28 protein-coding genes and 1 pseudogene are annotated in these 25,301 nt (G+C 70.3%); 17 read left to right on the top strand and 12 right to left on the bottom strand.

All coding sequences use genetic code 11. From position 1 onward, the window contains the following. The first annotated feature begins 296 nt into the window (after nt 1-296). From E4P38_RS06195 to E4P38_RS06205, 3 genes are read left to right on the top strand one after another with little or no spacing between them, the layout of a single operon-like run. Nucleotides 297-836 carry a hypothetical protein gene (locus tag E4P38_RS06195; RefSeq protein ID WP_135130880.1) on the top strand — a complete coding sequence of 180 codons (540 nt, stop codon included), beginning with the start codon at nt 297-299 and terminating at the stop codon, nt 834-836. Next, nucleotides 829-1,671: an alpha/beta hydrolase gene (locus E4P38_RS06200; RefSeq protein ID WP_135130881.1), complete on the top strand. Its 843-nt coding sequence runs from the start codon at nt 829-831 to the stop codon at nt 1,669-1,671. Before E4P38_RS06195 ends, E4P38_RS06200 begins: the two co-directional genes overlap by 8 nt. Next, nucleotides 1,668-2,477 (top strand): acyl-CoA thioesterase domain-containing protein, encoded by an 810-nt coding sequence (locus E4P38_RS06205; RefSeq protein WP_135130882.1) that lies wholly within the window; start codon nt 1,668-1,670, stop codon nt 2,475-2,477. Before E4P38_RS06200 ends, E4P38_RS06205 begins: the two co-directional genes overlap by 4 nt. Here E4P38_RS06205 and E4P38_RS06210 read toward each other — a convergent pair. From E4P38_RS06210 to E4P38_RS06225, 4 genes are all read right to left on the bottom strand, one after another. Next, nucleotides 2,434-3,186 (bottom strand): TetR family transcriptional regulator, encoded by a 753-nt coding sequence (locus tag E4P38_RS06210; protein ID WP_135130883.1) that lies wholly within the window; start codon nt 3,184-3,186, stop codon nt 2,434-2,436. The genes E4P38_RS06205 and E4P38_RS06210 overlap by 44 nt on opposite strands. Beyond that, complete coding sequence (locus E4P38_RS06215) at nt 3,081-4,247, bottom strand: thiolase family protein (protein WP_135130884.1); 1,167 nt, start codon at nt 4,245-4,247, stop codon at nt 3,081-3,083. The genes E4P38_RS06210 and E4P38_RS06215 overlap by 106 nt, the downstream gene beginning before the upstream one ends. A gap of 46 nt (nt 4,248-4,293) precedes the next feature. After that, nucleotides 4,294-4,716, bottom strand: a complete 423-nt coding sequence (locus E4P38_RS06220) for a Zn-ribbon domain-containing OB-fold protein (RefSeq protein ID WP_167760465.1) — start codon at nt 4,714-4,716, stop codon at nt 4,294-4,296. A gap of 162 nt (nt 4,717-4,878) precedes the next feature. Continuing rightward, a complete protein-coding gene (locus E4P38_RS06225) occupies nt 4,879-5,100 on the bottom strand; it encodes a hypothetical protein (RefSeq protein ID WP_135130886.1) in 222 nt (73 codons plus the stop codon). A gap of 107 nt (nt 5,101-5,207) precedes the next feature. Between E4P38_RS06225 and E4P38_RS22835 the strand changes: the two genes are divergently transcribed. From E4P38_RS22835 to E4P38_RS06240, 4 genes are read left to right on the top strand one after another with little or no spacing between them, the layout of a single operon-like run. Further along, a complete protein-coding gene (locus E4P38_RS22835) occupies nt 5,208-5,363 on the top strand; it encodes a hypothetical protein (RefSeq protein ID WP_167760466.1) in 156 nt (51 codons plus the stop codon). A 29-nt stretch (nt 5,364-5,392) separates the two neighbouring features. Further along, on the top strand, nt 5,393-6,190 hold the full coding sequence (locus tag E4P38_RS06230) for a hypothetical protein (RefSeq protein ID WP_167760467.1): 798 nt from the start codon (nt 5,393-5,395) through the stop codon (nt 6,188-6,190). Continuing rightward, entirely contained in the window at nt 6,190-7,986 is a 1,797-nt protein-coding gene (locus tag E4P38_RS06235; protein WP_209308965.1) for a fumarate reductase/succinate dehydrogenase flavoprotein subunit, read from the top strand. Before E4P38_RS06230 ends, E4P38_RS06235 begins: the two co-directional genes overlap by 1 nt. Continuing rightward, nucleotides 7,983-8,738, top strand: coding sequence for a succinate dehydrogenase/fumarate reductase iron-sulfur subunit (locus E4P38_RS06240; protein ID WP_135130888.1), 756 nt, complete (start codon nt 7,983-7,985; stop codon nt 8,736-8,738). Before E4P38_RS06235 ends, E4P38_RS06240 begins: the two co-directional genes overlap by 4 nt. A gap of 36 nt (nt 8,739-8,774) precedes the next feature. Here E4P38_RS06240 and E4P38_RS06245 read toward each other — a convergent pair whose 3' ends face one another. The 3 genes from E4P38_RS06245 to E4P38_RS06255 form a co-directional block, all read right to left on the bottom strand. After that, the gene (locus tag E4P38_RS06245) at nt 8,775-9,131 is read right to left on the bottom strand and encodes a thioredoxin domain-containing protein (protein ID WP_135130889.1); all 357 of its coding nucleotides are present in this window, start codon (nt 9,129-9,131) and stop codon (nt 8,775-8,777) included. Nucleotides 9,132-9,278: 147 nt separating this feature from the next. After that, on the bottom strand, nt 9,279-10,541 hold the full coding sequence (locus E4P38_RS23795) for a flagellin (RefSeq protein ID WP_135130890.1): 1,263 nt from the start codon (nt 10,539-10,541) through the stop codon (nt 9,279-9,281). Nucleotides 10,542-10,963: 422 nt separating this feature from the next. Further along, on the bottom strand, nt 10,964-11,293 hold the full coding sequence (locus E4P38_RS06255; protein WP_135130891.1) for a hypothetical protein: 330 nt from the start codon (nt 11,291-11,293) through the stop codon (nt 10,964-10,966). Nucleotides 11,294-11,411: 118 nt separating this feature from the next. Between E4P38_RS06255 and E4P38_RS06260 the strand changes: the two genes are divergently transcribed. The 5 genes from E4P38_RS06260 (at nt 11,412) to E4P38_RS06280 (ending at nt 16,362) form a co-directional block, all read left to right on the top strand. Next, on the top strand, nt 11,412-11,939 hold the full coding sequence (locus E4P38_RS06260; protein ID WP_135130892.1) for an inorganic diphosphatase: 528 nt from the start codon (nt 11,412-11,414) through the stop codon (nt 11,937-11,939). 112 nt (nt 11,940-12,051) lie between these two features. Next, nucleotides 12,052-12,756, top strand: a complete 705-nt coding sequence (locus E4P38_RS06265; protein WP_135130893.1) for a hypothetical protein — start codon at nt 12,052-12,054, stop codon at nt 12,754-12,756. Nucleotides 12,757-12,798: 42 nt separating this feature from the next. Then, complete coding sequence (locus E4P38_RS06270; RefSeq protein WP_135130894.1) at nt 12,799-14,871, top strand: histidine kinase; 2,073 nt, start codon at nt 12,799-12,801, stop codon at nt 14,869-14,871. Beyond that, nucleotides 14,868-15,521, top strand: a complete 654-nt coding sequence (locus E4P38_RS06275; protein ID WP_135130895.1) for a response regulator transcription factor — start codon at nt 14,868-14,870, stop codon at nt 15,519-15,521. Before E4P38_RS06270 ends, E4P38_RS06275 begins: the two co-directional genes overlap by 4 nt. Nucleotides 15,522-15,711: 190 nt before the next feature. Continuing rightward, nucleotides 15,712-16,362 carry a PilZ domain-containing protein gene (locus E4P38_RS06280; protein ID WP_135130896.1) on the top strand — a complete coding sequence of 217 codons (651 nt, stop codon included), beginning with the start codon at nt 15,712-15,714 and terminating at the stop codon, nt 16,360-16,362. Nucleotides 16,363-16,729: 367 nt separating this feature from the next. On the opposite strand, the gene E4P38_RS06285 is transcribed toward E4P38_RS06280, so the two are convergent. Then, a complete protein-coding gene (locus E4P38_RS06285) occupies nt 16,730-17,464 on the bottom strand; it encodes a hypothetical protein (protein ID WP_135130897.1) in 735 nt (244 codons plus the stop codon). Nucleotides 17,465-17,659: 195 nt separating this feature from the next. On the opposite strand from E4P38_RS06285, the gene E4P38_RS06290 reads away from it, so the two are divergent. Both E4P38_RS06290 and E4P38_RS06295 read left to right on the top strand, forming a co-directional pair. Beyond that, nucleotides 17,660-18,178: a hypothetical protein gene (locus E4P38_RS06290; protein ID WP_135130898.1), complete on the top strand. Its 519-nt coding sequence runs from the start codon at nt 17,660-17,662 to the stop codon at nt 18,176-18,178. Nucleotides 18,179-18,290: 112 nt separating this feature from the next. Continuing rightward, complete coding sequence (locus E4P38_RS06295) at nt 18,291-18,854, top strand: hypothetical protein (RefSeq protein ID WP_135130899.1); 564 nt, start codon at nt 18,291-18,293, stop codon at nt 18,852-18,854. Between the two features lie 73 nt (nt 18,855-18,927). Here the strand turns inward: E4P38_RS06295 and E4P38_RS06300 are convergent, their stop codons facing one another. Continuing rightward, nucleotides 18,928-19,137 carry a hypothetical protein gene (locus E4P38_RS06300; RefSeq protein WP_135130900.1) on the bottom strand — a complete coding sequence of 70 codons (210 nt, stop codon included), beginning with the start codon at nt 19,135-19,137 and terminating at the stop codon, nt 18,928-18,930. 373 nt (nt 19,138-19,510) lie between these two features. Here E4P38_RS06300 and E4P38_RS23160 point away from each other — a divergent pair, with 373 nt between their 5' ends. From E4P38_RS23160 to E4P38_RS06315, 3 genes are all read left to right on the top strand, one after another. Next, nucleotides 19,511-20,047 (top strand): hypothetical protein, encoded by a 537-nt coding sequence (locus tag E4P38_RS23160; RefSeq protein ID WP_209308967.1) that lies wholly within the window; start codon nt 19,511-19,513, stop codon nt 20,045-20,047. A gap of 181 nt (nt 20,048-20,228) precedes the next feature. Then, complete coding sequence (locus E4P38_RS06310; RefSeq protein WP_135130945.1) at nt 20,229-20,399, top strand: helix-turn-helix domain-containing protein; 171 nt, start codon at nt 20,229-20,231, stop codon at nt 20,397-20,399. A gap of 192 nt (nt 20,400-20,591) precedes the next feature. Next, nucleotides 20,592-21,587 carry a site-specific integrase gene (locus E4P38_RS06315; RefSeq protein WP_245160833.1) on the top strand — a complete coding sequence of 332 codons (996 nt, stop codon included), beginning with the start codon at nt 20,592-20,594 and terminating at the stop codon, nt 21,585-21,587. Between the two features lie 55 nt (nt 21,588-21,642). On the opposite strand, the gene ychF is transcribed toward E4P38_RS06315, so the two are convergent. From ychF to E4P38_RS23965, 3 genes and pseudogenes are all read right to left on the bottom strand, one after another. Continuing rightward, nucleotides 21,643-22,716: a redox-regulated ATPase YchF gene (gene ychF, locus E4P38_RS06320; RefSeq protein ID WP_135130902.1), complete on the bottom strand. Its 1,074-nt coding sequence runs from the start codon at nt 22,714-22,716 to the stop codon at nt 21,643-21,645. Between the two features lie 52 nt (nt 22,717-22,768). Beyond that, a complete protein-coding gene (locus E4P38_RS06325; RefSeq protein WP_135130946.1) occupies nt 22,769-23,974 on the bottom strand; it encodes an HNH endonuclease signature motif containing protein in 1,206 nt (401 codons plus the stop codon). A gap of 164 nt (nt 23,975-24,138) precedes the next feature. Next, nucleotides 24,139-25,257, bottom strand: a pseudogene (locus tag E4P38_RS23965) (ResA-like WAxxUGC motif-containing protein). Nucleotides 25,258-25,301: the final 44 nt, after the last annotated feature.

The following is a 25,301-nucleotide window of genomic DNA, read 5'->3' on the forward strand; positions in this document are numbered from 1 at the left end:
CATCGTCGAGGACATCACCCCGGTGTGGAAGAAGCACATGGAGGTCTTCGGGGCGCTCGCGTTCCGCGAGACGTACCTCGACGCCCTCGACGTCGACATGCTCTGCATGTACATCGCCGACCACGGCTACGAGCCGATGGCGCCGCGCAGCGAGCGGTCACCGCTGATGGCCTACCTCACGGCGTCGGGCAGCAGCATGCATTCGTTCGAGATGTACGTCGACGACCCGAAGGCCGCCGCCGAGGAGGTGCAGCGGCTGGGCGGCCCAGGTCCTCGACGCGAGCGACACCTTCTTCATGTTCCACCCGCGAACGACCGGCGGGATCATCGTCCAGGCGGCCGCCGACGACCGGGACCCGCTCGGCATGACCGGCAACGACCCGTACTACCTGCCGAGCTGGGACCCCGACTGGCTCGTAGGGCACGCCTCCGGCGTCCGGCGACTGGCCGCGATGGTCTTCGGCGTGCCGGACGTCGAGCGCTCCCGCGCATTCTTCACCGCGATCCTCGACGGGAAGGACCTCGGCACCAGGCCCGCGGCCGACGGCACGCAGCGCCAGTTCGTCGACGTCGCCGGGGAGATCCTCTGCCTCGGCGGACCGACGGGCGACGACGCCTTCTCGCAGTACGCCGCCGCTCGCAACTCCTGCTTCTACGCGCTGTGCTGGCTCGTCTCGGACCTGGCGCAGACCGAGGCGTACCTGACCGCCCGCGGACTCCGCGTCACCGGGGACGGCTGCGCGCTGGGCGCCTTCGCCGTCGAGCCCGACGACATGTTCGGCGTCCGGCACGAGTTCACGACCGTCTCCTACCGAGCAGGTGACGGGAATGGCTGACCTGGGCGAGTCGGTCGTCGTCGACGGCGCAGAGGTCCGGTACGGCGTCCGCGGCAGCGGCGACCGCGACCTGCTGCTGGTGCACGGCAGCGGGGCGCACCACATGTGGTGGCACGCCGTCGCGCCGGAGCTGGAGAAGACCTGGCGGGTGATCAGCGTCGACCTCAGCGGGCACGGCGACAGCGGGCACCGCGACGACTACGACGCCGGCACCTGGGCCGAGGAGCTGATGGCCGTGCTGCGCGCAGCCGGCGCGCACCGCCCGCTCGTCGCCGCGCACAGCCTGGGCGGCCGGGTGGCCCTGCTGGCGGCGAGCCGGTACCCCGACGAGTTCGGCGGACTGGTGCTGTTCGACGCCGGCATCTGGGCTCCCGACCACCTGCTGGACCGGCCTCTGCCGCCGCGGACGGTACGACCACCGCGGGTGCACCCCTCCTTCGAGGAGGCGAAGGCGCGGTTCCGGCTCATGCCCCCGCAGCCCCAGCCGCCCGCGGAGCTCCTCGATCCCGTCGCGGAGTACTCGCTGCGGCCCGTCGAGGGCGGGTGGGTGTGGAAGCACGACGGCGGTGGTTTCCCGACGCTCTACGAGGAGCTCATCGAGCAGGCGGCCGCGACGGTCGCCGTCCCGGTCGCCTACGTGTCCGGCGGGGCGAGCAGCGTCGTCGACGACTCCAGGGCCGAGCGGGCGGCGGCGACGATCCCGCACGTGACGGCGGTCCGGCTGCCCGGCGCCCACCACCACCTGACCCTCGAGGTCCCCGAGTCGTGCGCGCGGCTCATCGACGACCTGGGCGGCCGGCAGCTGTCCCAGGCCCACCTGACGGAGGCGCCATGAACGACGATTTCGCAGCCCTGCTGGAGCTGAAGCAGACCGCACCCGACCGGTTCGAAGCCGTCCCGGCGGGCGAGGGGCATCTCTTCGGCGGGTACACCCTGGCACTGGCCCTGCGCGCGGCCGCCGCCACTGTCGCCGACCACCTGCGGCCGCAGTCGCTGCACGCCTACTTCCTCGACCCCGGTCTGGCCGGCCACCCGCTCACTCTCGACGTCCAGCGGTGGCGCGACGGCCGCTCGTTCGCCGTCCGTCAGGTGGCCGTCGGCCAGAACGGCGGGACGCCGTTGCTGCTGACCGCGTCCTTCCACGTCGGGGAAGAAGGCCCCGACTGGCACGAGACGCTCGAGGTGCCGCCGCCCGGCCCGGACGAGTTGCGCACGGACGCCACGATGCTGGGCGCGATCGACCCGGTGGAGTTCCGGCCGGTGAGCGGGCTGCGGGCCGAGAAGCCCGCGGACCAGCTCCCGCGCGTGCACCCCTACTGGGCCAGGCCGCGGCAGCCGCTGCCGGACGACCCGATCCTGCACGCGTGCGCGATGGCGTTCGTGTCGGACTACATGGTGGTGTCCTCGGCGCAGGTGCTGGAGGCGCCGGCGTCGGCCGACAGCCTGGTCGTCACGCTCGACCACGCGGTCTGGTTCCACCGCCCCGGCACCTATGACGACTGGCTGCTCTACTCCGCCGAGCCGGCCTCGGTCGCGGCCGGGCGCGGGCTGGCCCGAGGATCCGTGCACGACCGGAGCGGCCGGCTGCTGGCCTCCTTCAGCCAGGAGGCTCTGATCCGCCCGCCCCGTCCCCCTCGGTGACGACGGCGCGCAGGGCGGCGAAGCTCTCGTCGAGCAGGTCGGCCAGCTCACGGCGGGTGCTCAGCCAGCCTGCGTAGGCCCGTTCCAGGGCGATCGCGGCGAGAGCGGCGGCGAGGTGACAGCGCTCGTCGGGGTGCTCGAGCGACCGTCGGGAGGCCAGCGCCTCGGCCACCGCCGCGTTGTGCTGCGCCGTGGCCCGGGTGTGGTGGCCGGCGAGCGTCGTGGACTCCCCCACCGCCCGGTAGTAGAGCCGGATGCGCTGCTTGAGCGGGGTGAGCAGGGGCGTCAGCGACCGCAGCGTGGCCGCGAGGGCGGCGAGGTCGCCGAGCTCGGCCGGCTGGTCGGGCAGGGCGCGGACGACGGCACGGTTGAAGGCGTCCCCGCCGAACAGGAGCACCCGGTCCTTCGACTCGAAGTACCGGAAGAAGGTCCGGGGCGAGACACCGGCCCACCCGGTGATGTCCTCCACCGACGTGGCGTCGTAGCCCTTGGCGGCGAACAGCGAGAGCGCCGCCTCGACCAGTGCCTGGCGGGTCTCCTCGCGGTGCGCGCTGCGGGCGTCCGGCCGCCGCTCGGCGGCGCCACCCGCCGTACCGACCCCGCTCAGGAGCCGCTCCGCTCCGTCGACACGATCATCGCGCCGGCCTGGGGTCCGTGGGCGTTCCCGATGGCGGCGACCTTCGCGTTCGGGACCTGCCGTGGTCCGCACTCCCCGCGGAGCTGGAGCACCGCCTCCGTGAGGTGCGCCAGGCCGTGCAGGCGTCCCTCGGCGAGCTGGCCGCCGTGGGTGTTCAGCGGCACGCGGCCACCGGGATTGATCGTGCGCCCGCCGTCTACCCAGTCGCCGAACTCGCCGAGGCCGCACAGCTGCAGGGCCTCGACCCAGGAGATGGTGATGTGGGTGAAGCCGTCGTAGAGCTCCAGCAGGTCGACGTCGGCGGGGGTGAACGACGACCGCTCCCAGAGGGTCTCGCCGCAGTTGATCGTGCCGCCGAACAGGAAGTCGTCGCCCACCGACCAGTCGGGCCGGCTGCCGGTGCCGAAGGCCATCGAGTCGATGTAGACGGGCGTCGTCGGCAGGTCGGCCGCCCGCTCGGCCGTGGTGATGACGGCCGCGCACGCGCCGTTGACGGGCAGGTCGCAGTCGAGCAGGTGCAGCGGCTCGGCCAGCATCCTGGAGCTCAGGTAGTCCTCCATCGTGACCGGCTTGCGGAGCACGGCGCGCTCGTTGTCCGCGCTCCACTTGCGCGCGTTGACCGCGATGTGACCCCAGTCCTCGAGTGAGGCGCCGTAGTCGTGCATGCGCCGCTGCATCCGCATGCCCATCGACGGGATCAGCGCCTGCACGCCGTAGACCAGCGCCTCCGACATCCCGTTCGGGCCGGGAGCGGGCGGCGGCGGCACGGCGGCGATCGACCCCGTGTTGCCGGCCGCCTGGGTGATGCAGCGGTAGACGATGGCCGTCTCGCACATGCCGCTGGCCACCGCCATGTAGGCCGCCATCGCGCTCGCCAGGCCGGACGGACCGGAACCCATGATGTCCTGGAAGACGACCAGGTTGGGGATGCCCAGCCCCTTCTGGACGTACGTGGCCATCGGGGAGTCGTAGCCGAAGCTGTACTCGAAGATGCCGTCGACGTCCGCGCCGGTCACCCCGGCGTCCCGCATCGCGTTCTTCGCCGCGATCAGGGCGAGGCGTTCCGGCGACGGCGGGATCCCGCCCCGGGTGATCTCGGAGTAGCCGACCCCGCTGACGGCAACCTTGCGCATGCTGACCTCCGGGCAGAGAGACGAGAAGAGCGACGGCGGGCGGGAGCTAGGCCGGCATGAACTGCGGAATGAGGGTGCCGTCGCCGATGTCCTCGAAGGTGACCCGGACCGGCATGTCGATGCGCACCGCCTCCGGGTCGACGTCGACGATGTTGGTGTACATCCGCACACCGGGCGCGTCGTCGAGGTCGATCAGGGCGATGACGTAGGGCGGCGTGAACGCCGGGTGGAAGCTGTGCCGGACGATGGCGAACGAGTACACCGTGCCGCGGCCGGACACCTCGGAGAACCCGAGGTTCTCGGACTGGCAGTTGGTGCAGAGCGCCGACGGATAGTGCATGAACGTCCCGCAGTCGCCGCACTGCTGGATGGCGAGCGTGCGCTGCTGTGCCGCCTCCCAGAACCCCGCCGTCACTTCGTCGGGGTACGGATGCGGCCGGGGCGGGTTGAAGTCCAGGTCGGCTGTCACGGACGGACGTCCCTCCGGTCGGTGGCCGAGCTGGCACTCGACTGCCACGAACGTAGCCCTGCCGACGTCGCCCTGACCAGTCCCCCTGTGGGCGTGGAGAGGTGGGACCCGAGACCGCTGCTGCTGACAGCCGACTGCCACCACGTCCGCCGGCCCGGGATCTCAGACCCAGGGCGTTCCGGTGTCCCTGCTGCAGACCGGGCAGGCGTGCTCGTCGGCGCCCTCCGGGGGCCAGTCACCGTCGATCACGTCGACCTGCACACCGCACTCCGTGCGGAAGGGAGCGCCCTTCCGCACCGCGGCGGCGATCACGGCGTGCCGCTCCCCGACGGGCCGACCTTCGGCACCGGCCCGCCGCCCGACCACGTACTCGCTGTCACTCATGGGCACGGAGTACCACGGCGGGCCGCTCCGGGCTCGTCGGATGTGCCCCCCGCAGCGGGCGGTGCGGACGCCGGAGCGGGGCGACGCGCCGTCCTCCCCCTTTCCACGTGTCCGACGTCCGTGGTCAGATGCGCTCCTCCGCCGGTGTGGGCGGCGTCACCAGCAAGCTGGAGGCACGGATGTCGGTGGGGCAGAACGGGGCGGCGACCCGCACGGAAGGGTTCGGCACGCTGACCTGCGCATCGAGCCGCACGGCATCGTGACGGCGACCGCTCCCCGCCGGACCGGGGCGGTGACCCCCGGGCGCGGCAGCGGCGGGCCGGCACCGCGCCGCGCGGCAATCACCGCGGGCACCCTGCGCAAGGACCGCTGGTGGCTGCAGCCGCTGATCACCGTCGTCATCCTGGCGGCCTTCGTGGCGTACTCGAGCTTTCGCGCCTTCCAGAACGCGCACTACTTCGCCGAGCCCTACATCTCGCCCTTCTACTCGCCGTGCCTGACGACGGCGTGCGAGGGCGACACGTTCCCGAAGCTGTTCACGGGGCCTGCGTGGATCTCCCCCGCGCTCTACATCCTGGTCATCCCGCTGGGCCTGCGACTGACCTGCTACTACTACCGCAAGACGTACTACCGGTCGTTCTGGCTCTCGCCGCCCGCCTGTGCGGTCGCCGAGCCGCACCGCCGTTACACCGGTGAGACGCGGTTGCCGCTGCTCGGCCAGAACATCCACCGCTACGCCCTCTACGGCGCGCTCGTCTTCAACGTGATCCTCACCTACGACGCCGTCCTCGCGTTCCGCAACGAGGAGGGCGAGTGGGGGCACATGGGGCTCGGCACCCTCGTGCTCCTGACCAACGCCGCGCTGCTGTGGCTCTACTCGCTGTCCTGCCACTCCTGCCGGCACATCATCGGCGGCCGGCTCAACCACTTCTCCCGGCACCCGCTGCGCTACAAGGCCTGGACCCGGATCTCCGCGCTCAACGGGCGGCACGCGATGTTCGCCTGGCTGTCGCTGTTCAGCGTCGCGCTGGCCGACGTCTACGTCTTCCTCCTCGCCACAGGCACGATCAGCGATCTGAGGTTCTTCTGATGGAGCTCGAGAAGCACTCCTACGACGTCGTCGTCGTCGGGGCGGGGGGTGCAGGCCTCCGGGCCGCCATCGAAGCCCACGAGAGCGGCGCCCGGACGGCGGTCGTGTGCAAGTCGCTCCTGGGCAAGGCGCACACAGTGATGGCGGAGGGAGGGATCGCCGCCGCGATGGCCAACCTCTATCCCGAGGACAACTGGCGGGTGCATTTCCGCGACACGATGCGCGGCGGCAAGATGCTCAACCACTGGCGGATGGCGCAGCTGCACGCGCAGGAGGCGCCGGACCGGGTCCGCGAGCTGGAGGACTGGGGCGCGCTCTTCGACCGCACCCCCGACGGCCTGATCAGCCAGCGCGACTTCGGCGGGCACCGGTACGCCCGCCTCGCCCACGTCGGGGACCGCACCGGGCTCGAACTGATCCGCACGCTGCAGCAGCGCACCGTCGCCCTCGGGATCGACGTGTACATGGAGTGCACGGTCACCCGGCTGCTCACGAACGACGACGGAATCACCGGCGCCTTCGGGTACTGGCGGGAGTCCGGCCGCTTCATCGCCTGGCAGGCCCCGTCGGTCGTGCTGGCCACCGGCGGGATCGGCAAGTCCTACAAGGTCACCTCGAACTCCTGGGAGTACACCGGCGACGGCCACTCCCTCGCGCTCCAGGCCGGCGCGACGCTGGTGAACATGGAGTTCGTGCAGTTCCACCCGACCGGGATGGTGTGGCCCCCGTCGGTGCGCGGGATCCTCGTGACCGAGAGCGTCCGCGGCGACGGCGGCATCCTGAAGAACTCCGCGGGCAACCGCTTCATGTTCGACTACATCCCCGACTTCTTCCGCAAGGAGACCGCGGAGACCGAGGCCGAGGCCGACCGCTGGTACGACGACAAGAAGAACAACCGCCGCCCGCCCGAGCTGCTGCCCCGCGACGAGGTCGCCCGGGCGATCAACAGCGAGGTGAAGGCCGGCCGGGGCACCCCGCACGGCGGCGTCTTCCTGGACATCGCCTCGCGCCGTTCGGCGGACTACATCCGCAAGCGTCTGCCGTCGATGTACCACCAGTTCAAGGAGCTCGCCGAGGTCGACATCACGGCCGAGGCCATGGAGGTCGGCCCCACCTGCCACTACGTCATGGGCGGGGTGGAGGTCGAGCCCGACACCGAGGCCGCCCGCGTACCGGGCCTCTTCGCAGCCGGTGAGGTGGCGGGGGGCATGCACGGTTCGAACCGCCTCGGCGGGAACTCCCTGTCCGACCTGCTGGTCTTCGGACGGCGCGCGGGGGCGGCGGCCGCCGAGCACGCGCAGGGGCGGGCCGGCCGGGTCGACCTGCCGGACGAGGCCCTGGCCGACGCGGGACGGGCGGCGCTGGCGCCGTTCGACCGGGAGGGCGGCGAGAACCCGTACACCGTGCAGCACGACCTGCAGCAGACGATGCACGACCTGGTCGGCATCATCCGGACCGCGCCGGAGATGGAGCAGGCCCTGGAACGGATCGAGGAGCTGAAGGCGCGGGTGGCGAACCTCTCGGTGGAGGGGCACCGGCAGTACAACCCCGGGTGGCACCTGGCGCTGGACCTGCCGCACATGCTCATCGTCAGCGAGTGCATCGCGCGGGCGGCCCTCGAGCGGGAGGAGAGTCGCGGCGGGCACACCCGCGACGACTTCCCCGGGCCCGTGGAGGAATGGGGCCGGACGAACCTCATCTGCACCCCGACACCCGACGGAGGGGTTGCGGTCAGACGCCAACCGCTCCCCCAGATGCCGCCCGAGCTGGCCGAGATCTTCGAGGAGGTCTCGTGAGCTACGACGCGGCATTCCGGGTCTGGCGTGGGGACGCGTCCGGCGGCGACCTGCAGGACTTCCGGGTCGAGGTGAACGAGGGCGAGGTGGTCCTCGACGTCATCCACCGCCTGCAGGCGACCCAGGCCGGCGACCTCGCCGTCCGCTGGAACTGCAAGGCCGGCAAGTGCGGATCGTGCAGCGCGGAGATCAACGGACGGCCGCGGCTGATGTGCATGACGCGGATGAGCACGTTCGGCGAGGACGAGACGGTGACGGTCACGCCGATGCGGACGTTCCCGGTCATCCGCGACCTGGTCACCGACGTGTCGTTCAACTACGAAAAGGCCGCGCAGATCCCGGCGTTCACGCCCCGGCCACGGGACGAGGACGGCAACCACCGGATGCAGCAGATCGACGTCGAGCGCTCGCAGGAGTTCCGCAAGTGCATCGAGTGCTTCCTCTGCCAGGACACGTGCCACGTCATCCGCGACCACGAGGAGAACAAGGCGGTCTTCGCCGGCCCCCGTTTCCTCATCCGGCTGGCCGAGCTCGACATGCACCCGCTCGACGTGGTCGACCGCAAGCACGCGGCCCAGGACGAGTTCGGCCTGGGCTACTGCAACATCACCAAGTGCTGCAGCGAGGTGTGCCCGGAGAACATCCACCTCACCGACAACGGCATCATCCCGCTGAAGGAGCGGGTGGTGGACCGCAAGTTCGACCCGCTCACCTGGCTGGGCGACAAGATCGGCCGCCGCCCCAAGGACTGATCAGCCGTCCTGCTCCTCGACGGGCGGCCGCGCCGGCTACCGGCCGGGGAACAGCTCCCGCACCGCGGGCATGTCGAGCGCGCGGACGGTCGAGATGAGCAGCTCGAGGGAGTCGCCGGGCAGGACTCCCGGTTCGGCGAACACGAGAACGCCGTCCCGGAACACCATGAGCGTCGGTATCGAACGAACCCCGACCGCGGCAGGCAGATCCGGTTCGGCGTCGGCGTCCACCCGGGCGAAGACGACGTCCGGATGGCGCTGTGCAGCGGCCTCCAGGACCGGGGTGAGGGCCCGGCACGCGGCGCGTGCTGCACTCCAGAAGTCGACCAGCACGATGCCTCGGGCCAGGACGGCGTCCGCGAAGTCGTCTGCCGAGAGAGTCAGGGTGCTCATGCGGGCCTCCTGCCGTGGAACTGCGCGGCCGAGGTACCCCTGGCACCCCGGCCGCGAACGGGAAAGAGGGGGGAGGCCCGAAGGCCTCCCCCCTCATCCAAGGTGGAGCAGTGGAACTGAGTGCCTCAGCTACTCAGCCGACCGAGGTCAGCGGAGGAGCGAGAGGACACCCTGCGAGGCCTGGTTGGCCTGCGCGAGCATCGCGGTGCCGGCCTGCGACAGGATCTGGTTCCGAGTGAACTGGACCATTTCCTGCGCCATGTCGGCGTCGCGGATGCGGCTCTCGGAGGCGGTCAGGTTCTCGACCGCGACGTTGAGGTTGTTGATGGTGTGGTCGAACCGGTTCTGGATGGCACCGAGGTCGGCCCGCTTGTTCGACACGGTCTTGATGGCCGTGTCGAGCAGGTCGATCGCCGACGTGGCACCGCTGGCGGCGGTGAAGGTCGGGGTGGCCTTGGCGATGTCCTGAGCCGACGCGGACAGGGCGTAACCGCTGGACGTGGTGTAACCGGAGACCGCCACGGCGGGAACCGTGAAGGTGATACCGGAGGCCGTACCCGCGAACGGGGTCGCGCTACCCAGGCCGAACGCCGTCTGGGCGGCGGTGTTCAGTGCGGCCAGCGCCTGGGTGGCGGTGGTGGCCGAGCTGTAGTCCACCGAGCCCAGGTCCAGGGTCTTGCCCGCGAACCCGATCGTGCCGGTCAGGGACTCGTACGCCGCGACGGAGCCACCACCGGTGGTCCAGTCGTTGGCGGACGCGGCCGTGGTCTCGGTGATCGTCATGACCGCAGCGACAGAAGCCGTCGACGCGGTGCTGACGACGGCCTTGCCCGAGGCGGCGGTGGTGCCGGTCTGGAAGGCGTAGGCCCCCACACCGGTCACGTCGACCCCGTCGACCTTGAGGCCGGCGGAACCCATGTTGGTGCCGACGGAAACGGCGATGCTCTCACCAGCGTTGGCGCCGACCTGGAAGTTGGCGGAGAAGGTGCCGTCGAGCAGCTTCTTGCCGTTGAAGGTCGTCGTCGAGGAGATGCGGTCCAGCTCCGACTTGAGCTGGCCGATCTCCGACTGGATGTTGTTCAGAGCGTCGGCGTTGACACCACCGGCGTTGCTGGCCTGGACGGACAGGTCACGCATGCGCTGGAGAATGCTGTGCGTCTCGGTGAGCGCACCTTCAGCCGTCTGCACGACCGAGATGCCGTCCTGGGTGTTGCGGACGGCGACCTTGAGACCACCGATCTGCGAGCGCAGACCCTCAGAGATCGCCAGGCCGGCCGCGTCGTCGGCGGCACGGTTGATACGGAAGCCGGAAGAGAGCTTCTCCAGCGACTTGCTCATCTGGCCGTCGGTGACGGACAGGTTGCGGTACGCGTTGAGCGCCGCGATGTTGTTGTTGACGCGCAGACCCACGATGTTCCTCCTTGGAAGGGTTCCTTTCCCCCGGCTGCATCCATGTAGCCGGAGCCTTGCTGCAGGTGGTTACGGCGGGTCCGCTGGGAAGGTTGAGCTGAAAGGCCTGGTTCTTTTGGGGCGTATGTGACGGGAGGGGTCGATCGCGGTCACATCAGCGCACAAGGGTGCCGATGACTCCGGAGCAGACTTCTCGACTCGCTCCGGCCAAATGCCTGGTCAGAGGGCCGGTCGGCGGCGTTCGCGACCCGTCCCCCGGGTACTCGGGGGACTCGGATCCCGATCGGCCGGTCGAGCAAAAAAAATCCCGCGAAGAGTGAACGCGACCCGTTCGTGGGGGCTCGCTCAGGGTTCGCCGGCGACCGGATGCGGTGCCTCGGCCCACCACGGCGCCCGCCACTCGGGCGCCTCGAAGCCGTCCATCACGTAGATGGACTCACGGGCCACCCTGTCGCCGCGGCTCGAGGATCTCCACGCCGTAGTTCCACGGGCCGCCGTCGTAGCGGATCCGCAACTCCACGACCCAGACGTCCCCCCTCGCCGCGCACCCGGCGGACGTCGAAGTCGACCTTGGTGGCGGGGTAGTGCCGGCGCCACTCCCGGAAGTTCTCGACACCCTCGAACCGCTCCCCCGACTGCGGGAACTCGAGGACGGCGTCGTCCAGGTAGATCTCGTGCGCGACGTCCTCCTGGCGGGCCGCGCTGAGGTCGAAGTAGTGCTTCAGCCCCGCCCGGACGCCGGTCTCGTCCATGGCTGCACCTCCGTCGACGCGCTGCGCAACGATGGCACGATCGTCGGCTGCAGGGCGGCCCGCTTGACGCGGGACACGTGCCGGGTCAAGGTCCAGGTCACCGGTGAGAGGGCGGCGCATGGACGTCGACGTGATCGTCGAGATCCCCAAGGGGTCTCGCAACAAGTACGAGTACGACCTCGCGCTGGACCGGATCCGGCTCGACCGGATGCTGTTCACAGCGACCGGCTACCCCAGTGACTACGGGTTCGTTCCCGACACCCTCGCCGAGGACGGCGACCCGATCGACGCGCTCGTCCTGCTCGCCGAGCCCACCTTTCCGGGCTGCCTGGTGCGCGCCCGCGTGATCGGCGTCTTCTGGATGCGCGACACGAACGGGCCCGACGCCAAGCTGCTGTGCGTGCCGGCGACCGACCCGCGGCACGCGCACCTGCAGGATCTCGGGGACGTGCCGATGCACCAGATCAGCGAGATCTGGCACTTCTTCGAGATCTACGAGGCGCTGGAGCCGGACAAGTCGGCCGAGCCGATCAAGGCGTCGGAGACCCGCGGCTGGGAGCGCCGGAAGGAGGCGGTCCTGGCGCTGGAGGACGCTCAGCGCCGGTTCGCCGAACAGCACGCCCTCCAAGCGGGCACCCACGCGTAGGGCCCTGCGCCCGCCGGATCTCCCGGCTTCCGGGAAGTCGGTGCTCTACCTCCCGGGACATCTCCGTCGCCACGCTCGCGGCATCAACCCGAGCGTGGATGAGGAGGACGTCATGGAGTTCCCGACCCTGGTGCGGCGCGGCGGGCTCGCAGCGCTGGTGGCTGGCGTGGTCGGCGTGCTGTTCGCACCGCTCTACGCGCTGGCCTACTTCCAGACCCAGGACGGCGGCGAATCGCTGAGCGAGTTCGGGCCGCTGGTCCCGTGGCACGAGACTCTCGGCCCGGCCCTCGAGCCGCTGCTCACGTTCGCCTCGCCGGACACGGTCTACCTGACCTACGGCAAGCTCTGGCTGGTCGTGACGCTGGGCTGGCTGGCCGGCACGCTGGCGCTGCACTCCTGGCAGTCGTCCCGGGCAGGGCGGGCGGAACGGTGGGGATTCCGCATCGTCGTCGTCGCGCTGACGTTGCTCACGGCCGGCGTCATCGGCGCCTACTTCGTCGTGCACCTGGCACCGACGGCCCTCGACGCCTCGTTCTCGTGGCTGATGGTGCCGGCCTTCGTGCTCATGGCGGTCGGGTGGCCGCTGTTCGGCGCCGGCACCCTGCGGGCTGGGGTGGCGCCGAAGGTCGGTGGGTGGCTGCTCACGCTGGGCTGGTTCCCCGGGTTCGTGCTGCTCACCTTCGTGCTCGGCCAGCTGACCGCCGCCACACTGCTGCTCCAGGTCGCCTGGATCGTGCTGGGGCACGCCATGTGGTCGCAGGCGCGCAGCCGGACGCCCGACCCCGTCCGGCCGGTGGAGCCTGCCCCGGCGGCCTGAAGCCGTCCGAAGCCGGGGGCCCGGCGCCATCATGTGCCCATCATGAGCGGGAACCAGCAGGTCGCCGGCTCTCCGCCGGTCGCCGGGAGACACCGCGGACGGACGGCGCGCCGGCTCGCCTGGGCGGTCGCCGGGCTCTCCGGTGGCCTCGGGGTAGCGTCCCTGATCCTGATCGCCCGGCACGCGGGAGACCCCCGGGTCGAGATCGACGAGTACTGGCCCGCGGCGGCGATCATGGCGATCGCCTTTCCCGTGGTCGGTGTGCTGATCGTGTCCCGGCACCCCCGGCACGCGATCGGCTGGCTGCTGTCGGGAATCGGGCTGTCGATCGCCGTGGAGAGCGCGACCGGGTGGTACGCGACGGTCGCGCTGCTGCCGGGGTCCGATCTCCCCGCCGGGGAGTTCGCTGCCTGGCTGAGCGCGTGGACCGGGGACGGCGCGTTCGCCTCGCTGTCCTTCTTGGCGCTGCTCTTTCCGGACGGACGACTCCCGTCGCCGAGGTGGCGGCCACTGGCGTGGCTCATCGCCGGGCTCGCCCTCGCGCTGACGCTCGATCTCCTGCTGCGGCCAGGCCCGCTCGACGACCACCCCGCCGTGCCCAACCCCACCGGGATCGAGGGGTTCGAGCGATTCGTCCTGCCGGTCGCCGTCGGAGCCACCCTCTACCTGGGCTCCATCGTCGCGGCCGTCGCCTCCCTCGTGGTGCGGTTCCGCCGGGCGCAGGGTGCCGAGCGTCAGCAGGTGAAGTGGTTCGGCTACGCGTTCGCCCTGATCCCGCCCGCGCTGATCGGCAACGTCCTGTTCCCCGACTGGGCATGGCTGATCGGCGGACTGGCCGTCGCCGCGCTACCAGCAGCGATCGGGGTCGCCGTGCTGCGCTACCGGCTCTTCGACATCGACGTGATCATCAACCGCACCCTCGTCTACGGCACTCTCACCGTGGGCCTGGTAGCCGGGTACGTGGGGGTCGTCGGCTACCTGGGCACCCTGCTGCGCTCGGGCACCGACCTGGCCGTCTCCCTGGTCGCGACCGCCGTGGTGGCCATCCTGTTCGCGCCCGCCAGGGATCGGCTGCAACGTGCGGTCGACCGGCTGCTCTACGGCGAGCGGCGCGACCCCTACGCCGCGGTGGCCGCGCTGGACCGGCGGCTGGCGGTCGCCCTGGCTCCGGACGAGGTGCTGCCGGCGATCGTCGACACCATCCGGGTGGCCCTTCGGCTGCCCTATGCCGCAATCGAGCTGCTGCGGGGGGACACCGTCGAGATCGTCGCGTCCGCCGGGGACCCGACTCCCGGCGGCCCGCTGGTCCTGCCGCTGTCCTACGGCGGTGAGGAGGTCGGCCGGCTGGTGCTCGCCCCGCGCGGGCCGGGCGAGGGGTTCTCCCCGGCCGACCGGCGGCTGATCGACGTGCTCGCGGGGCACGCCGGGGTGGCCGTGCACGGGGTCCGGACGATGGCCGACCTGCAACGCTCCCGGGAGCGGCTCGTGCTGGCGCGCGAGGAGGAGCGGCGGCGGCTGCGCCGCGACCTGCACGACGAGCTCGCTCCCACGCTCGCGGCCCTCGGTCTGAGGGCGGCCACCGTGGGCGAGCTCATCGCCGCCGATCCCGAGCAGGCCGCGAAGGTCAACGATGCGCTGCGGGCCAACATCCGGGCCGCCGTCCGCGATGTGCGCCTGCTCGTACACGACCTGCGCCCGCCGGCCCTGGACGAGCTCGGGTTGATCGAGGCCATCCGGGACCGGGCCGACCGGACCGGCGGCCCGCCGACCACGGTCGAGGCGCCGGCGCCGTTGCCTCCGCTTCCGGCCGCGGTGGAGGTGGCGGCCTACCGGATCACCGCCGAGGCGCTGACCAACGCCGCCAAGCACGCGGCCGCGCACGAGTGCCGGGTCCGGCTGTGCTGCGCCGACGGGCGCGTCCTGGAGGTGGAGGTCACCGACGACGGCGTCGGCCTGCCGGAGCGCCCGCGGTCAGGCGTCGGGCTGATCTCGATGCGCGAGCGCGCCGCCGAGCTCGGGGGCACCTGCGAGATCCATCGACTGCCCCCACCTGCCGGTGGCACGAGCGTGCGAGCGCACCTGCCCCTCCTCGCGCCCGCCGGAGGCCCGCGATGAGCGGCGAACGACCGTTGCGCGTGCTCATCGCCGACGACCACCCGTTGTTCCGGGACGGAATGCGGGGCCTGCTGTCCACGCAGCCCGACATCGACGTGGTCGGCGAGGCGACCACCGGCGAGCAGGCCGTCGCACTCGCCGGTGAACTGGACCCCGACCTGGTGCTGATGGACATCCAGATGCCCGGCCTCGGCGGGGTGGAAGCGACCCGGCGGGTGCTCGCGGAGCGGCCGGACGTCCGGGTCCTCGTCGTCACCATGTTCGACGACGACGCCACGGTGTTCACCGCCATCCGGGCCGGAGCCCGGGGCTACGTGCTCAAGGACGATGACAAGGACGACGTGCTGGGGGCGATCCGCACCGTCGGCCGCGGCGGCGCCGCCTTCGGCCCGGGGGTCGCCGCCCGGCTCGTGGACTTCTTCTCCACCGCGCGGCAGGCGGTACCCAAGGAGTCCTTTCCCGGCCTCACCGACCGCGAACGCGAACTGCTGCACCTGATCGCCGGGGGTGCGAGCAACGCCGACATCGCCCGGCTGCTGTCGCTGACCCCGAAGACGATCGCCAACTACGTCTCGAACGTTCTCGCCAAGCTGCACGTCGCGGACCGAGCGGCGGCCGCTTCCCGGGCCCGCGAGGCCGGTTTGGGCTGAGTGAGGGCGCCGTCCACCGGGTCGTTCGTGAACCGGAGTTCCCCGGCGTCGGAACCGAAACCCCCCATATTCTGGGAGCAATCTCCGCCCAGACACGCATCCGGAGCCCCGCAATCCCTACCGGGTGGCATACCTTGCGCCGGGCTGCACGAGCCGGCGGCGAGCGTCGTCACAGAGCGGAAGGCACCTCATGACCGACCCCATCCTCGACCGCTACATCGATCGGCCCGAGGAGAGCGCCTCGGCCGACGTGACGGTGATCTCGCGCGGGCTCACCATCACGGCACACGTCGAGGTGTCGGATACCTACCTCGTCGTGGTCCGGCCGACCGGGGGCGCGCCCGGCTGGGAGAGCGCCGAGATCCGGCCCGGTGACGCCGTCGAGCTGTACTGGGTCGGCGGTCAGGAAGAGCGGACGCTGGGTGGCACCGTCTCCCAGGTCGAGGACGGGTCCGAGCGGCGCTGGCACCTCACGGTCTCCGGGCAGGCCGAACGCAGTCAGCGGCGCAAGGCGGTGCGTGCTCAGGTCGCCGTCCCCGTGATCATCCCCTGGGCCGGGGCCCAGATGACCGGCAGGACGGTGGACCTCAGCGAGGGCGGGATGCGCGCGCTGATGGACGGGTGGGGACTTCCGCCCGAGTCCGGTACCCCGACGCAGGTCAGCCTCGACCTCGACGACGCCCTCCTGCACCTGCACGGCGAGATCGTGTGGACGACGATCCGCGGCGCGCAGTGGCTGCTGGCGATGAAGTTCACCGAGGTGCCGGAGAAGGCAGGCGATGCACTCCGCCGACGGGTGTTCCAGGCGCTGCGTGACGAGCGGGCCAAGACCGCCGGCTGACGTCAGACGTTGAAGCGGAACGTTCTGAGCGTGCTCGACAGCCGTTGGCAGTCTCGGAAACTCGTGGTTGACCAGCGCATTCGTTGTTGGGCGGCGTTGGTCGACAGCGGCCTCGAATGGAAGCCTTGTTGACTGGTTGTTGACTGACGTCCACGCGGTCGGGCGCGTCGCCCCCTCCCGTTGCGGCTCGGTCGAACCCTGCGCATCGGACATCGTTGAGTGCGCAGGGGGTTCAGGTGGGCCGACGAGGGGCGCGCGTCTCTGAAGGCGGCCTATGGGACACCCCGGGCGGGCGACCCCGAACCCGGTCCCTGTCTCGCCGTAGAGCGGAACCTTCGACATCCCCTGCAAGGAGTCGACCGCCCGATCAGAAGGCATAGGGTTTCCAGCTGGCACCTTCCCATTGGTGCGCGTCGCGGAATCCCTGGGTGTGCAACACGAACGGTCGCCCGTCGTTGTCGACCCTCACAGTCTTGCGTTCGTTGTTGACGAGCAAATCCAGCAACGCGACCCACTCATAGCACTGGATGGGCTCGTCGCTGGGGGTCACGCTAAGGGAAAAGCGGTAGGACTCGCCGGGACCGAGCGTGAAGGCGAAGCTCTTGGTGACTTCGGCGCTTCCGGCCGCGCGTGGGATGACGGTCGAAGCGAACTCGGAAAGTGTGACCGCCAGCTGTTCGTGCACGAGGTCGGCCCCGCCGACGGGACACACGACCGTGGTTCCGGTAGGAGGCGTCGGAGTGCTCACAACCTCGATCCGCAAGGCGTCCACGATCACGCGCAGGTCCTCCCAAGCGGTGATCGTTACCTGCAGTTCCATCAGGCCTGATGGCTCTCCGCCGAGTTCCTCGGCCCACTTCCACCAAGCGGTGCACTTGCCTTTGGGTGGCGAGGGAAGATCGTCTGGCGATCGATTGGGGAAGAAATAGGGAAAGGTGACCCAATTAGGGTCATTCGCGTAGATAATGTCGGGGTCCTGCTCGATGTGAACGTGGATCGGCTCCCGGCCCAGGACCTTGCGCTTAAGCGCGTGCCGGTGACGTCCCCAGGCATAGCCAATCAACCCGGTGGCGACGGGTATCAAAGCCAGCACCAACTCCACGTCAAAGGCCTTTCAGTACGCGATGTCGAGGACCGTGTCGGGGCCGGTTCGCACAGCCTCTGCGGTCTAGCAGGCTAGTGCCTCGAGTTGGCGGGGTCGCGTGCTGACTGCCCCTGAGTGGGCCGTTTAGAGACGCGGGCGCGCCTGACTCGTTTCGAGGGACAACTGTCGGAGGTCCGCCCTAGCCTCGACTGCGTGATCACAGGGAACCCGTTCGGTGTCGGAGCCAGCGGCGAGCGCCGCGCGCGGCGCTCTGGTCGTTGTGCATGCTGCGCTCTGGCCTACGAGTACGAATGGTGGCCGGGTGCCCCCGGCCAGCCGTACTGCGATGCTTGTATCGAACACGCTCGGAGCTCCGCCGGCACCGAGGACTCGCGAGCGCTGGCCCGGCTTCGCGATCATGAGCCGCGGATCAGGGCCTACGCCGACCACGCGGCCAAACGGGCGACCGAGTACGAAGGCCAGGCCAAGAAGGCGAAAGCAGACGGAGCGAGGCAAGCAGCCAGCGCTCTCAGTCAGCGCGATCTCTACCGGCGGTTGCTTTCCGACGTCTACAACCTCCACAGCGAGGCGAAAGGCCAGTGCAAGGCATGCAAGGCCAGGTATCCCTGCGCCACGGTGAAGGTGCTGGAGGGTGGCCCTGGAGGAGCAGGCGACGCCATCATCCGAGCCGCATCACGGCGAGACAGCGTCACCGACGCCGGCTGGGACTGACGCACGGCGAGCCCGTTGGCTGTCTCTAAGCGGCCCATCTAGGGACACCCGCCGGTGTGCCTGGGAGACGCCCTCAGGGACACTCGTCAGGCGCAGGACACGGGGGCGGTGCTTGAGCGAGGACGAGGGACGGATGTTCCGTAGACGGCAGCGACGCGAGCGGGAAGAGCGGGAGGCCGCTCTCCGAGCCTTGGTCAAGGGAACGGTCGACGTGGACGGCATCCGGTCGGTGATCGCCGAGGTCCTCGCGACATTGCCTGCTGGCGCGGCAGAGGTCGTTGAGAGTCGTGGACGGGACCAGCAGTACCCCGACGCGCCCGAGCATGACCTTGACTACTTGCGGCTGCATATCGTCCCCCGCGCCACTGGAGCACTCGACGTCACGATCGACATCTATGACCAGTACCCGGGCGTGGACGTCTTCGTCGGAATGAGCCCGCCCATGGAACTGACGGCCCCGATCAACATCAACCAGGACCCGCCGCGGCCGTTTCTGGACGTGATTCGGGAGGTTCTCCCAGAGGTCGTCGCCGGTCAGGTTGACATCGGAACGTTCCCCGGCGGCGACTTCCACCTCGTGGGGTACTGGAGTGACGGTAGCCGCGAGACGAACTTTGGCTTCTCGAAGAGCTACGCCAAGGACGTCACCTGGTCGGCTGCATCACCGTGGACCTGACCGGCACCTACGGCTGTTTCTGAAGCCGCCTTCAGGGACAGGGTGGCCGCGCACAAGATCCGCAGGACAGGACCTAGGCGACACCTTCTGCCTTGTGGAGTTCGGCCACGAGCCGATGCAGCGCCTCGCGGCTGAGGACGTAGGAACGGACGACGTCCGCTTCCGGGTCGTCCAGCGGAGCCCCTGGCTTGTCCAGGGCGTCCAGCGTCGCCCCTGCGATCTCCAGGACGTACATCGGCTCGTCGTCGGGAGACTGCATCTCGGCCGCCCGCACTTCGGTCACGACGAGGATGTCCGACGGCGGGGCTCCTCGGCCGCCCCCAGTGCGCTTGCGCCTGTTGCTCACCCGCGGACCCTAGCCCGCCCCGGTCAGCGGGGGTCTGATGTTGTCCACGCGAGCCACCAGCTGAATTCGGCCCAGAAAGCCGGGCGCGTACACGCGGAGCGAAGGCCGCCCTGAAGCCGCCTTCAGTGACACCGTGCCCGCCACGCCGCACTCGCCACCACCCCGGATTCGCGGTGTCTCATCGCGTGCGAACTAGCCGCCTCCCGACACTGCAGAACTGCAAGATCACGAGGCCACACACCTCTTGCATCTCGGGATCGGGCAATTCGTGGTGGCGAGTAACTGGAGGCTTGTCAGCACCCTCAGCGACATGGGCACCAAGGGGACGGCGGACTACCGAAGGCGGCGCAAGGAGGCCGAGCGCCGACGTCGAGTGAAGGCTGACCGGACGGCGTTCGAGCCCACGCTTTCAACGGCCGCCGATCACGAAAGCCGCTCACCGGAACGACGAGCCGCGGCCACCGACTGCGCTTGGTGCGGCGGGCCGATCACCCGACGCAGCCGTGGCCCGATCCCGAAGTGGTGTTCGGCCACCTGCCGGCACCGCGCGTGGGAGCAGACCAGGGCCGCAGCGTCGGGCCGGTCCGCCGTGGAGGTAGTCGAGCGGCGCGTCAAGGTCCCCGTCCCTGTCACACCGGCACGCCGCGACTGGCCAGGCCTGCTCGAGGAGCTCGCTCGCCAGATCGAGGACGGCCGCGTCTACAACCGCGACCTACTGGACCTGTCCGATGCGCTCAACACCGTCCTCGAGTCATACCGCCGCCACCCCTATGTGCGCAGTGGATCGGTCGACCACCAGCGCCAGGCGCAGGCGCGGCGACGAGCCCGTCGCGGCCTGATCGGCTGAGCTACGACCGCGCTCGTGGGACTGCAGGTCAACTGGAGAAGCGCCCGCACGCTGGCTGATGCGTGAGGTGGTCGAGCGGTGCTGACAGCAGTTGCGGCCACTCCGCCAGCCACCAGCCGACATCCAGCCCCCGGAGAGCCGCGTGACTCACACCAACGCCTCGACCAGCACAAGCGACCTCATGACCCTCGCGGAGACCGCCGCCTATCTACGGACACCCGTCGCCACACTCCGGTACTGGAGACACCTCGGCGAAGGACCGGCCGGCTTCCGCCTCGGACGCCGAGTCGTGTACCGCCGCGAAGACGTAGATCGGTGGATCGGTGAACGCCAACGGTCTGACGCGTCCTGAGGCGTCGGGCCCTCGGTCTACGTTGGCCAGGCATCTGCACGTCACAGCGCGATTGACCTGGAGGTCACCGTGGCGAGCATTCAGGACCGGTGGCGCCGCAAGGACCCGATCACGGGCCGACTGGTGCCAACAGCCCAGGACGGGCAAGGCTTGCGCTACCGACCTCAGTTCCGCGATCCGTCGGGACGTCAGGTGGCGAAGTCCTTTGCCCTGAAGCGGGACGCCCAGCGCTGGCTCGACGACCAGACGGCGCACGTCGCGCGGGGCACCTACGTCGACCCGGGCGCAGGACGCGTCACCTTCCGCGAGTTCTACGTCGACTGGTCCAGCCGGCAGGTGTGGGCGCCCGGGACGGTTCTGGCGATGAAGCTGGCCGCCGGTTCGGTGCCGTTCGCGGACGCTCCGCTGCGGTCACTGCGCCGCTCGCACATCGAGGGCTGGATCAAGGGCATGGTCAACCGCGGACTCGCCCCTGGCACTGTCCACACCCGGACCAACAACGTGCGCGCCGTCCTCCGCGGCGCCGGCGCGGACCGGCTCATCTCCAGCGACCCGAGCATCGGGGTCGCACTCCCCCGGCGCCGGCGCGCGCAAGCGGCGATGACGCTGCCAACTGCAGCGCAGGTCGGAGCCGTTCTGACGGCGGCCGACGAACGCTTCCGACCGTTCGTCGCGCTGTGTGCGTTCGCCGGGCTCCGGCTCGGCGAGGCCGCCGGCCTTCGGGTCGAGGACATCGACTTCCTCCGTCGCACTCTCACCGTCACCCGGCAGGTCCAGCGGGCCGGAGGAGGTCAGGTCGAGATCCGAGCCCCCAAGTACGGCAGCGAGCGGGTCGTCTTCCTGGCGCCGGGGCTCGTCAGCATGCTTGCCGCGCACATCGCTGCTTACCGACTGGAGAATGGCTGGATCTTCACCGGAGAAGGCGACCAGCCACCGCACCAGAACACCGTCGGCCACCGCTGGCGCACCGCCACGGCGGCTGCCGGGGTCCCCGGTCTGCGGATGCACGACCTCCGGCACTTCTACGCCTCGGGCCTGATCGCCTCCGGATGCGACGTCGTCACCGTGCAGCGCGCCCTCGGGCACGCCTCGGCCACCACGACGCTCTCGACCTACTCACACCTGTGGCCGACCGCCGAGGACCGCACGCGGGCGGCCGCGCAGGCCTTACTCGCGGAATCCTGTTGACTGGGCGTTGACTGGAGACATTCTGCAGGCCATTGACCTGCGCAAATAGGCCGATTTACACGTTGAAGCGGAACTCCACGACGTCGCCGTCCTGCATTACGTACTCCTTGCCCTCGATGCGCACCCAGCCCTTGGTCTTCGCCTGGGCCATGGAGCCGGCCTCGATGAGCTGGTCGTAGGAGACGATCTCGGCCTTGATGAAGCCGCGCTGGAAGTCGGTGTGGATGACGCCGGCCGCCTGGGGTGCGGTGGCGCCGACCGGGATGGTCCAGGCGCGCGCCTCCTTGGGCCCCGCGGTCAGGTAGGTCTGCAGCCCGAGGGTGGCGAAGCCGACGCGGGCCAGCTGGTCGAGACCCGGCTCGTCCTGACCGATGCCGGCCAGCAGCTCGGCGGCCTCCTCGTCGGGCAGCTCGGCGAGTTCCGACTCGATCTTGGCGTCCATCAGGATCGCCTCGGCCGGGGCGACCAGGCCGCGCAGCTCGGCGATGAGCGCCTCGTTGCCGAGCTCCTCCTCGTCGACGTTGAAGACGTAGAGGAACGGCTTGGTCGTCATCAGGCCGAGCTCGCGCAGCGGCTCGGCGTCGATTCCGGCGGAGAACAGCGTCTTCCCGTCGTTCAGGATCTTCTGCGCCTCGACCGCGGCCGCGTGCAGCGACGCGCGTTCCTTGTCCTTGCGCATCTCCTTCTCCAGCCGCGGGACCGCCTTCTCCAGCGTCTGCAGGTCGGCTAGGAGCAGCTCGGTGTTGATGGTCTCGATGTCGTCGGCCGGGCTGACCTTGCCGTCGACGTGCACCACGTCGGGATCGGTGAAGACCCGGATCACCTGGCAGATCGCGTCGCTCTCGCGGATGTTCGCGAGGAACTTGTTGCCGAGGCCGGCCCCTTCCGAGGCGCCGCGGACGATGCCGGCGATGTCCACGAACGACACCGTCGCCGGGATGATCTTCTGCGATCCGAACACCTCGGCGAGCTTCGCCAACCGCGGGTCGGGCACGCCCACCACACCGACGTTCGGCTCGATGGTGGCGAACGGGTAGTTCGCCGCGAGGACGTCGTTCTTGGTCAGGGCGTTGAAGAGAGTCGACTTGCCGACGTTGGGCAGGCCGACGATCCCGATGGTGAGGCTCACGGGAGTTCAGGTTACGTGGCGCCGGCAGGCTGCCCGACGATCCGGCCACTCCTCAGACGAGGAGTGGTGTGCCCATCAGGATTTCGGTGCCGTCGGGTCGCCAGGTGCGCCACCGGCCGTCGGGTTGTCGGACCACCGAGAAGCCGTGGTGGACCTTGGTGTGGTGCTGCTCGCACAGGAGGGCACTGTTCTCCAGCGAGGTCTCGCCGCCGTAGACCCAGTGGATCAGGTGGTGGACGTCGCACCAGTAGGACGGCGCCTCGCAGCCGGCGAACACACAGCTCTTGTCGCGGTGCTCGACCGCTCTCCGCAGTTGCGGGGGGACGACCCGTTTCGTGCGGCCGAAGTCCAGCGGCTGCCCCTCAGGTCCGACCACGATGCGGGTGATGCTGCCGTCGCAGGCCAGCCAACGGGCCCGTCCGGCCGAGATCGTGGCGCCGAAACCGAGTTCTGCGGCGACCGGGCCGGTCGAGGGGTCGACCAGGTCCGCCAGCGGGATGGTCACGACCACGTGCGGCTTCACCGTGCGCATCACCGGCAGGCCACCGGCGGCGAGGGCGTTGTCGGCGAGTTGGACGATCCCGTCGCCCAGCTGCTGAGCTCGGGTGCGCAGGTCACCAGCCGGCCGGTGGGCCTGCGCGATCGACTCCAGCGCCGCCTGCAGCTTCTCCCCGCCGACGGCGTCGAGCTCGCCGCGGATCACCAGCCGTCCGTCGATCAGCTTCGACAGGGTCAGCGACCGGCCTTCGGAGGGGTCGGGCTCGGTGCCGTCGGGGTCGAGTCGGGCGAGGAAGTGGGCGACCACCCGGCCCAGTTGGGCGTGGGGCAGCGTGACTGCGACCTCGGTCAGCGTCGCGTCGATCTGGGCGAGGTCGACGCCCTGCCCGACCGCCTCGGCCTGCACATCCACGGCCGTCACCGGCGCGACGACCGACACCTGCTCGGCGGTGACAGCACCGGCGGCGAAGGCCGCTCGCAGCGCCGGCAACTGATCGAGTGCGCGGCCGTTGCGCACCAACCGGGTGATCTCGGCGGCCGACAGCCGCACATGGGTGCGCAGCCATGACTTCATCGACGTCAGCCCGTCGTGCTCGGCGGCCTGGACCGTCTCGCAGCGCCGGACGGTGCGGGTCAGTTCGGACATGACCCGGTTCGCCAACCTCGCCAGCGCCGACGTGCGGTCCAGCAACTGCGGGGCGACGAGGCAGTCGAGGTCTTCGGACGCGAGCGCGTCGAAGGCCGCTTCCCAGTCGTCCATCGCACCTCCCGCACGTTCGATCACGTGTTCGAAGTATAGCTCCACGACGTCCACCGCGCGAGGGGAATCCCCAGGTCACGCGCCTGTCCACGGACTTCGCGGATCGCTTGTCCCGATGGGTCGAGGACGGGGTCAGCCTGCGGTCGTGGGCAGCCGCGGAACGGTCACAAGGTCTTCGGGTAGTACTCGCCCTCCCCGAGCAGGGCGATCTGCGACCGGAAGTCCGACTCGAAGGGCCAGTCGTCCTCCTCGCCCTTGACCGGCCCCTGGGCGAACCGGCCGGCGGGGCCGCCGATGCGCTCGTTGCTGACCAGCGAGTAGGCCTGTCGCCGGTAGGTCCAGTTGTCCGGCTGGAGCCGATGGCAGGCGTTGAAGTGGGCGATGGCGAGGTCGCGCTGCCCGGCGCGCCAGAGGTGGTCGGCCAGCTCGAAGTGCGCGGCTGCCTCCGACACCTCCCGCGGCCGCGGCTGCGACCGGGCGACGACCTCCGACGAGCTCAGGGCATAGGTGCTCCCGGGACCCTTGGCCGCCCAGTCCCGGATCGCGTCGGCGTAGGCGGCCCGGTCCTGCCCGGTCTGCATCCCGCGGGCGCCGGCCGCACCCTCCGGCTTCGGCGGCGCCGTCCTCGCGCGGCCGAGCCGGGGCATCGACTCGGCGATCTCCGCCGGCATGTGGCTGCCGCCGGCAGGCCAACCCGGCTCCGGCGGGCGCACGATCACGCCGTCCTCGTCGATCCACACGACGTTCGGGATGTTGACGACACCGAACAGCGAGTCCATCCGGTGGGTCGGGTCCAGCAGCGACGGGTGGTCGGGCCGCGCCGCCTCGATGTAGGGCCGCGATGCATCCGGGCCGGACATCTCCAGGGAGACCGTCACGACCTCGAGGCCGAGGGGGTGGAGCTCGGTGCGCAGGGCCTGCCACCCGGGCAGGTCGAAGGCACAGCCCTAGTAGGGAGCCCAGGCGACGAGCACGACCTTCTGTCCACGCAGGGACGACAACCGGAACTCGTTGCCGTGGATGTCGTCGAGGACCAGGTCGGGCGCCTCGGCGCTCACCAGCGCCCGGTCGCCCAGCGACTCCGGCCCGAGCGCCCACAGTCCGGCCTCGTCGTCCCGGACCAGGGCCATGCCGAGCCGATCGGCCGTGGCGGTCAGGTCGAAGCCCCGGCTCCGGTCCAGCGGCACGCAGACCTCCGCCCTGCACGCACCCTCGGGCTTGATCACCCACCCGGTCCCGGCTGCGAACTGCTCGGGCGTCAGGTCGAGCGAGTCGAGGATCACGGGCCGAACCTACTGCCGCGCCGGCTGCGGTCCTGCGCTTTCCA

The sequence above is a fragment of the Blastococcus sp. CT_GayMR16 genome (assembly GCF_004570875.1).
Lineage (GTDB): Bacteria > Actinomycetota > Actinomycetes > Mycobacteriales > Geodermatophilaceae > Blastococcus_B.

Bases quoted from the DNA above. Each gene is read 5' to 3' on its own strand.
- E4P38_RS06270 (WP_135130894.1), top strand. From the start codon at position 12,799: ATGAGCGGGAACCAGCAGGTCGCCGGCTCTCCGCCGGTCGCCGGGAGA.
- E4P38_RS06255 (WP_135130891.1), bottom strand. From the start codon at position 11,293: ATGGACGAGACCGGCGTCCGGGCGGGGCTGAAGCACTACTTCGACCTC.
- E4P38_RS23160 (WP_209308967.1), top strand. From the start codon at position 19,511: ATGGGCACCAAGGGGACGGCGGACTACCGAAGGCGGCGCAAGGAGGCC.
- E4P38_RS06200 (WP_135130881.1), top strand. From the start codon at position 829: ATGGCTGACCTGGGCGAGTCGGTCGTCGTCGACGGCGCAGAGGTCCGG.
- E4P38_RS06275 (WP_135130895.1), top strand. From the start codon at position 14,868: ATGAGCGGCGAACGACCGTTGCGCGTGCTCATCGCCGACGACCACCCG.
- E4P38_RS06260 (WP_135130892.1), top strand. From the start codon at position 11,412: ATGGACGTCGACGTGATCGTCGAGATCCCCAAGGGGTCTCGCAACAAG.
- E4P38_RS06235 (WP_209308965.1), top strand. From the start codon at position 6,190: ATGGAGCTCGAGAAGCACTCCTACGACGTCGTCGTCGTCGGGGCGGGG.
- E4P38_RS06280 (WP_135130896.1), top strand. From the start codon at position 15,712: ATGACCGACCCCATCCTCGACCGCTACATCGATCGGCCCGAGGAGAGC.
- E4P38_RS06310 (WP_135130945.1), top strand. From the start codon at position 20,229: ATGACCCTCGCGGAGACCGCCGCCTATCTACGGACACCCGTCGCCACA.
- E4P38_RS06265 (WP_135130893.1), top strand. From the start codon at position 12,052: ATGGAGTTCCCGACCCTGGTGCGGCGCGGCGGGCTCGCAGCGCTGGTG.
- E4P38_RS06215 (WP_135130884.1), bottom strand. From the start codon at position 4,247: ATGCGCAAGGTTGCCGTCAGCGGGGTCGGCTACTCCGAGATCACCCGG.
- E4P38_RS06195 (WP_135130880.1), top strand. From the start codon at position 297: ATGTTCCACCCGCGAACGACCGGCGGGATCATCGTCCAGGCGGCCGCC.
- E4P38_RS06205 (WP_135130882.1), top strand. From the start codon at position 1,668: ATGAACGACGATTTCGCAGCCCTGCTGGAGCTGAAGCAGACCGCACCC.
- E4P38_RS06245 (WP_135130889.1), bottom strand. From the start codon at position 9,131: ATGAGCACCCTGACTCTCTCGGCAGACGACTTCGCGGACGCCGTCCTG.
- E4P38_RS06325 (WP_135130946.1), bottom strand. From the start codon at position 23,974: ATGGACGACTGGGAAGCGGCCTTCGACGCGCTCGCGTCCGAAGACCTC.
- E4P38_RS06225 (WP_135130886.1), bottom strand. From the start codon at position 5,100: ATGAGTGACAGCGAGTACGTGGTCGGGCGGCGGGCCGGTGCCGAAGGT.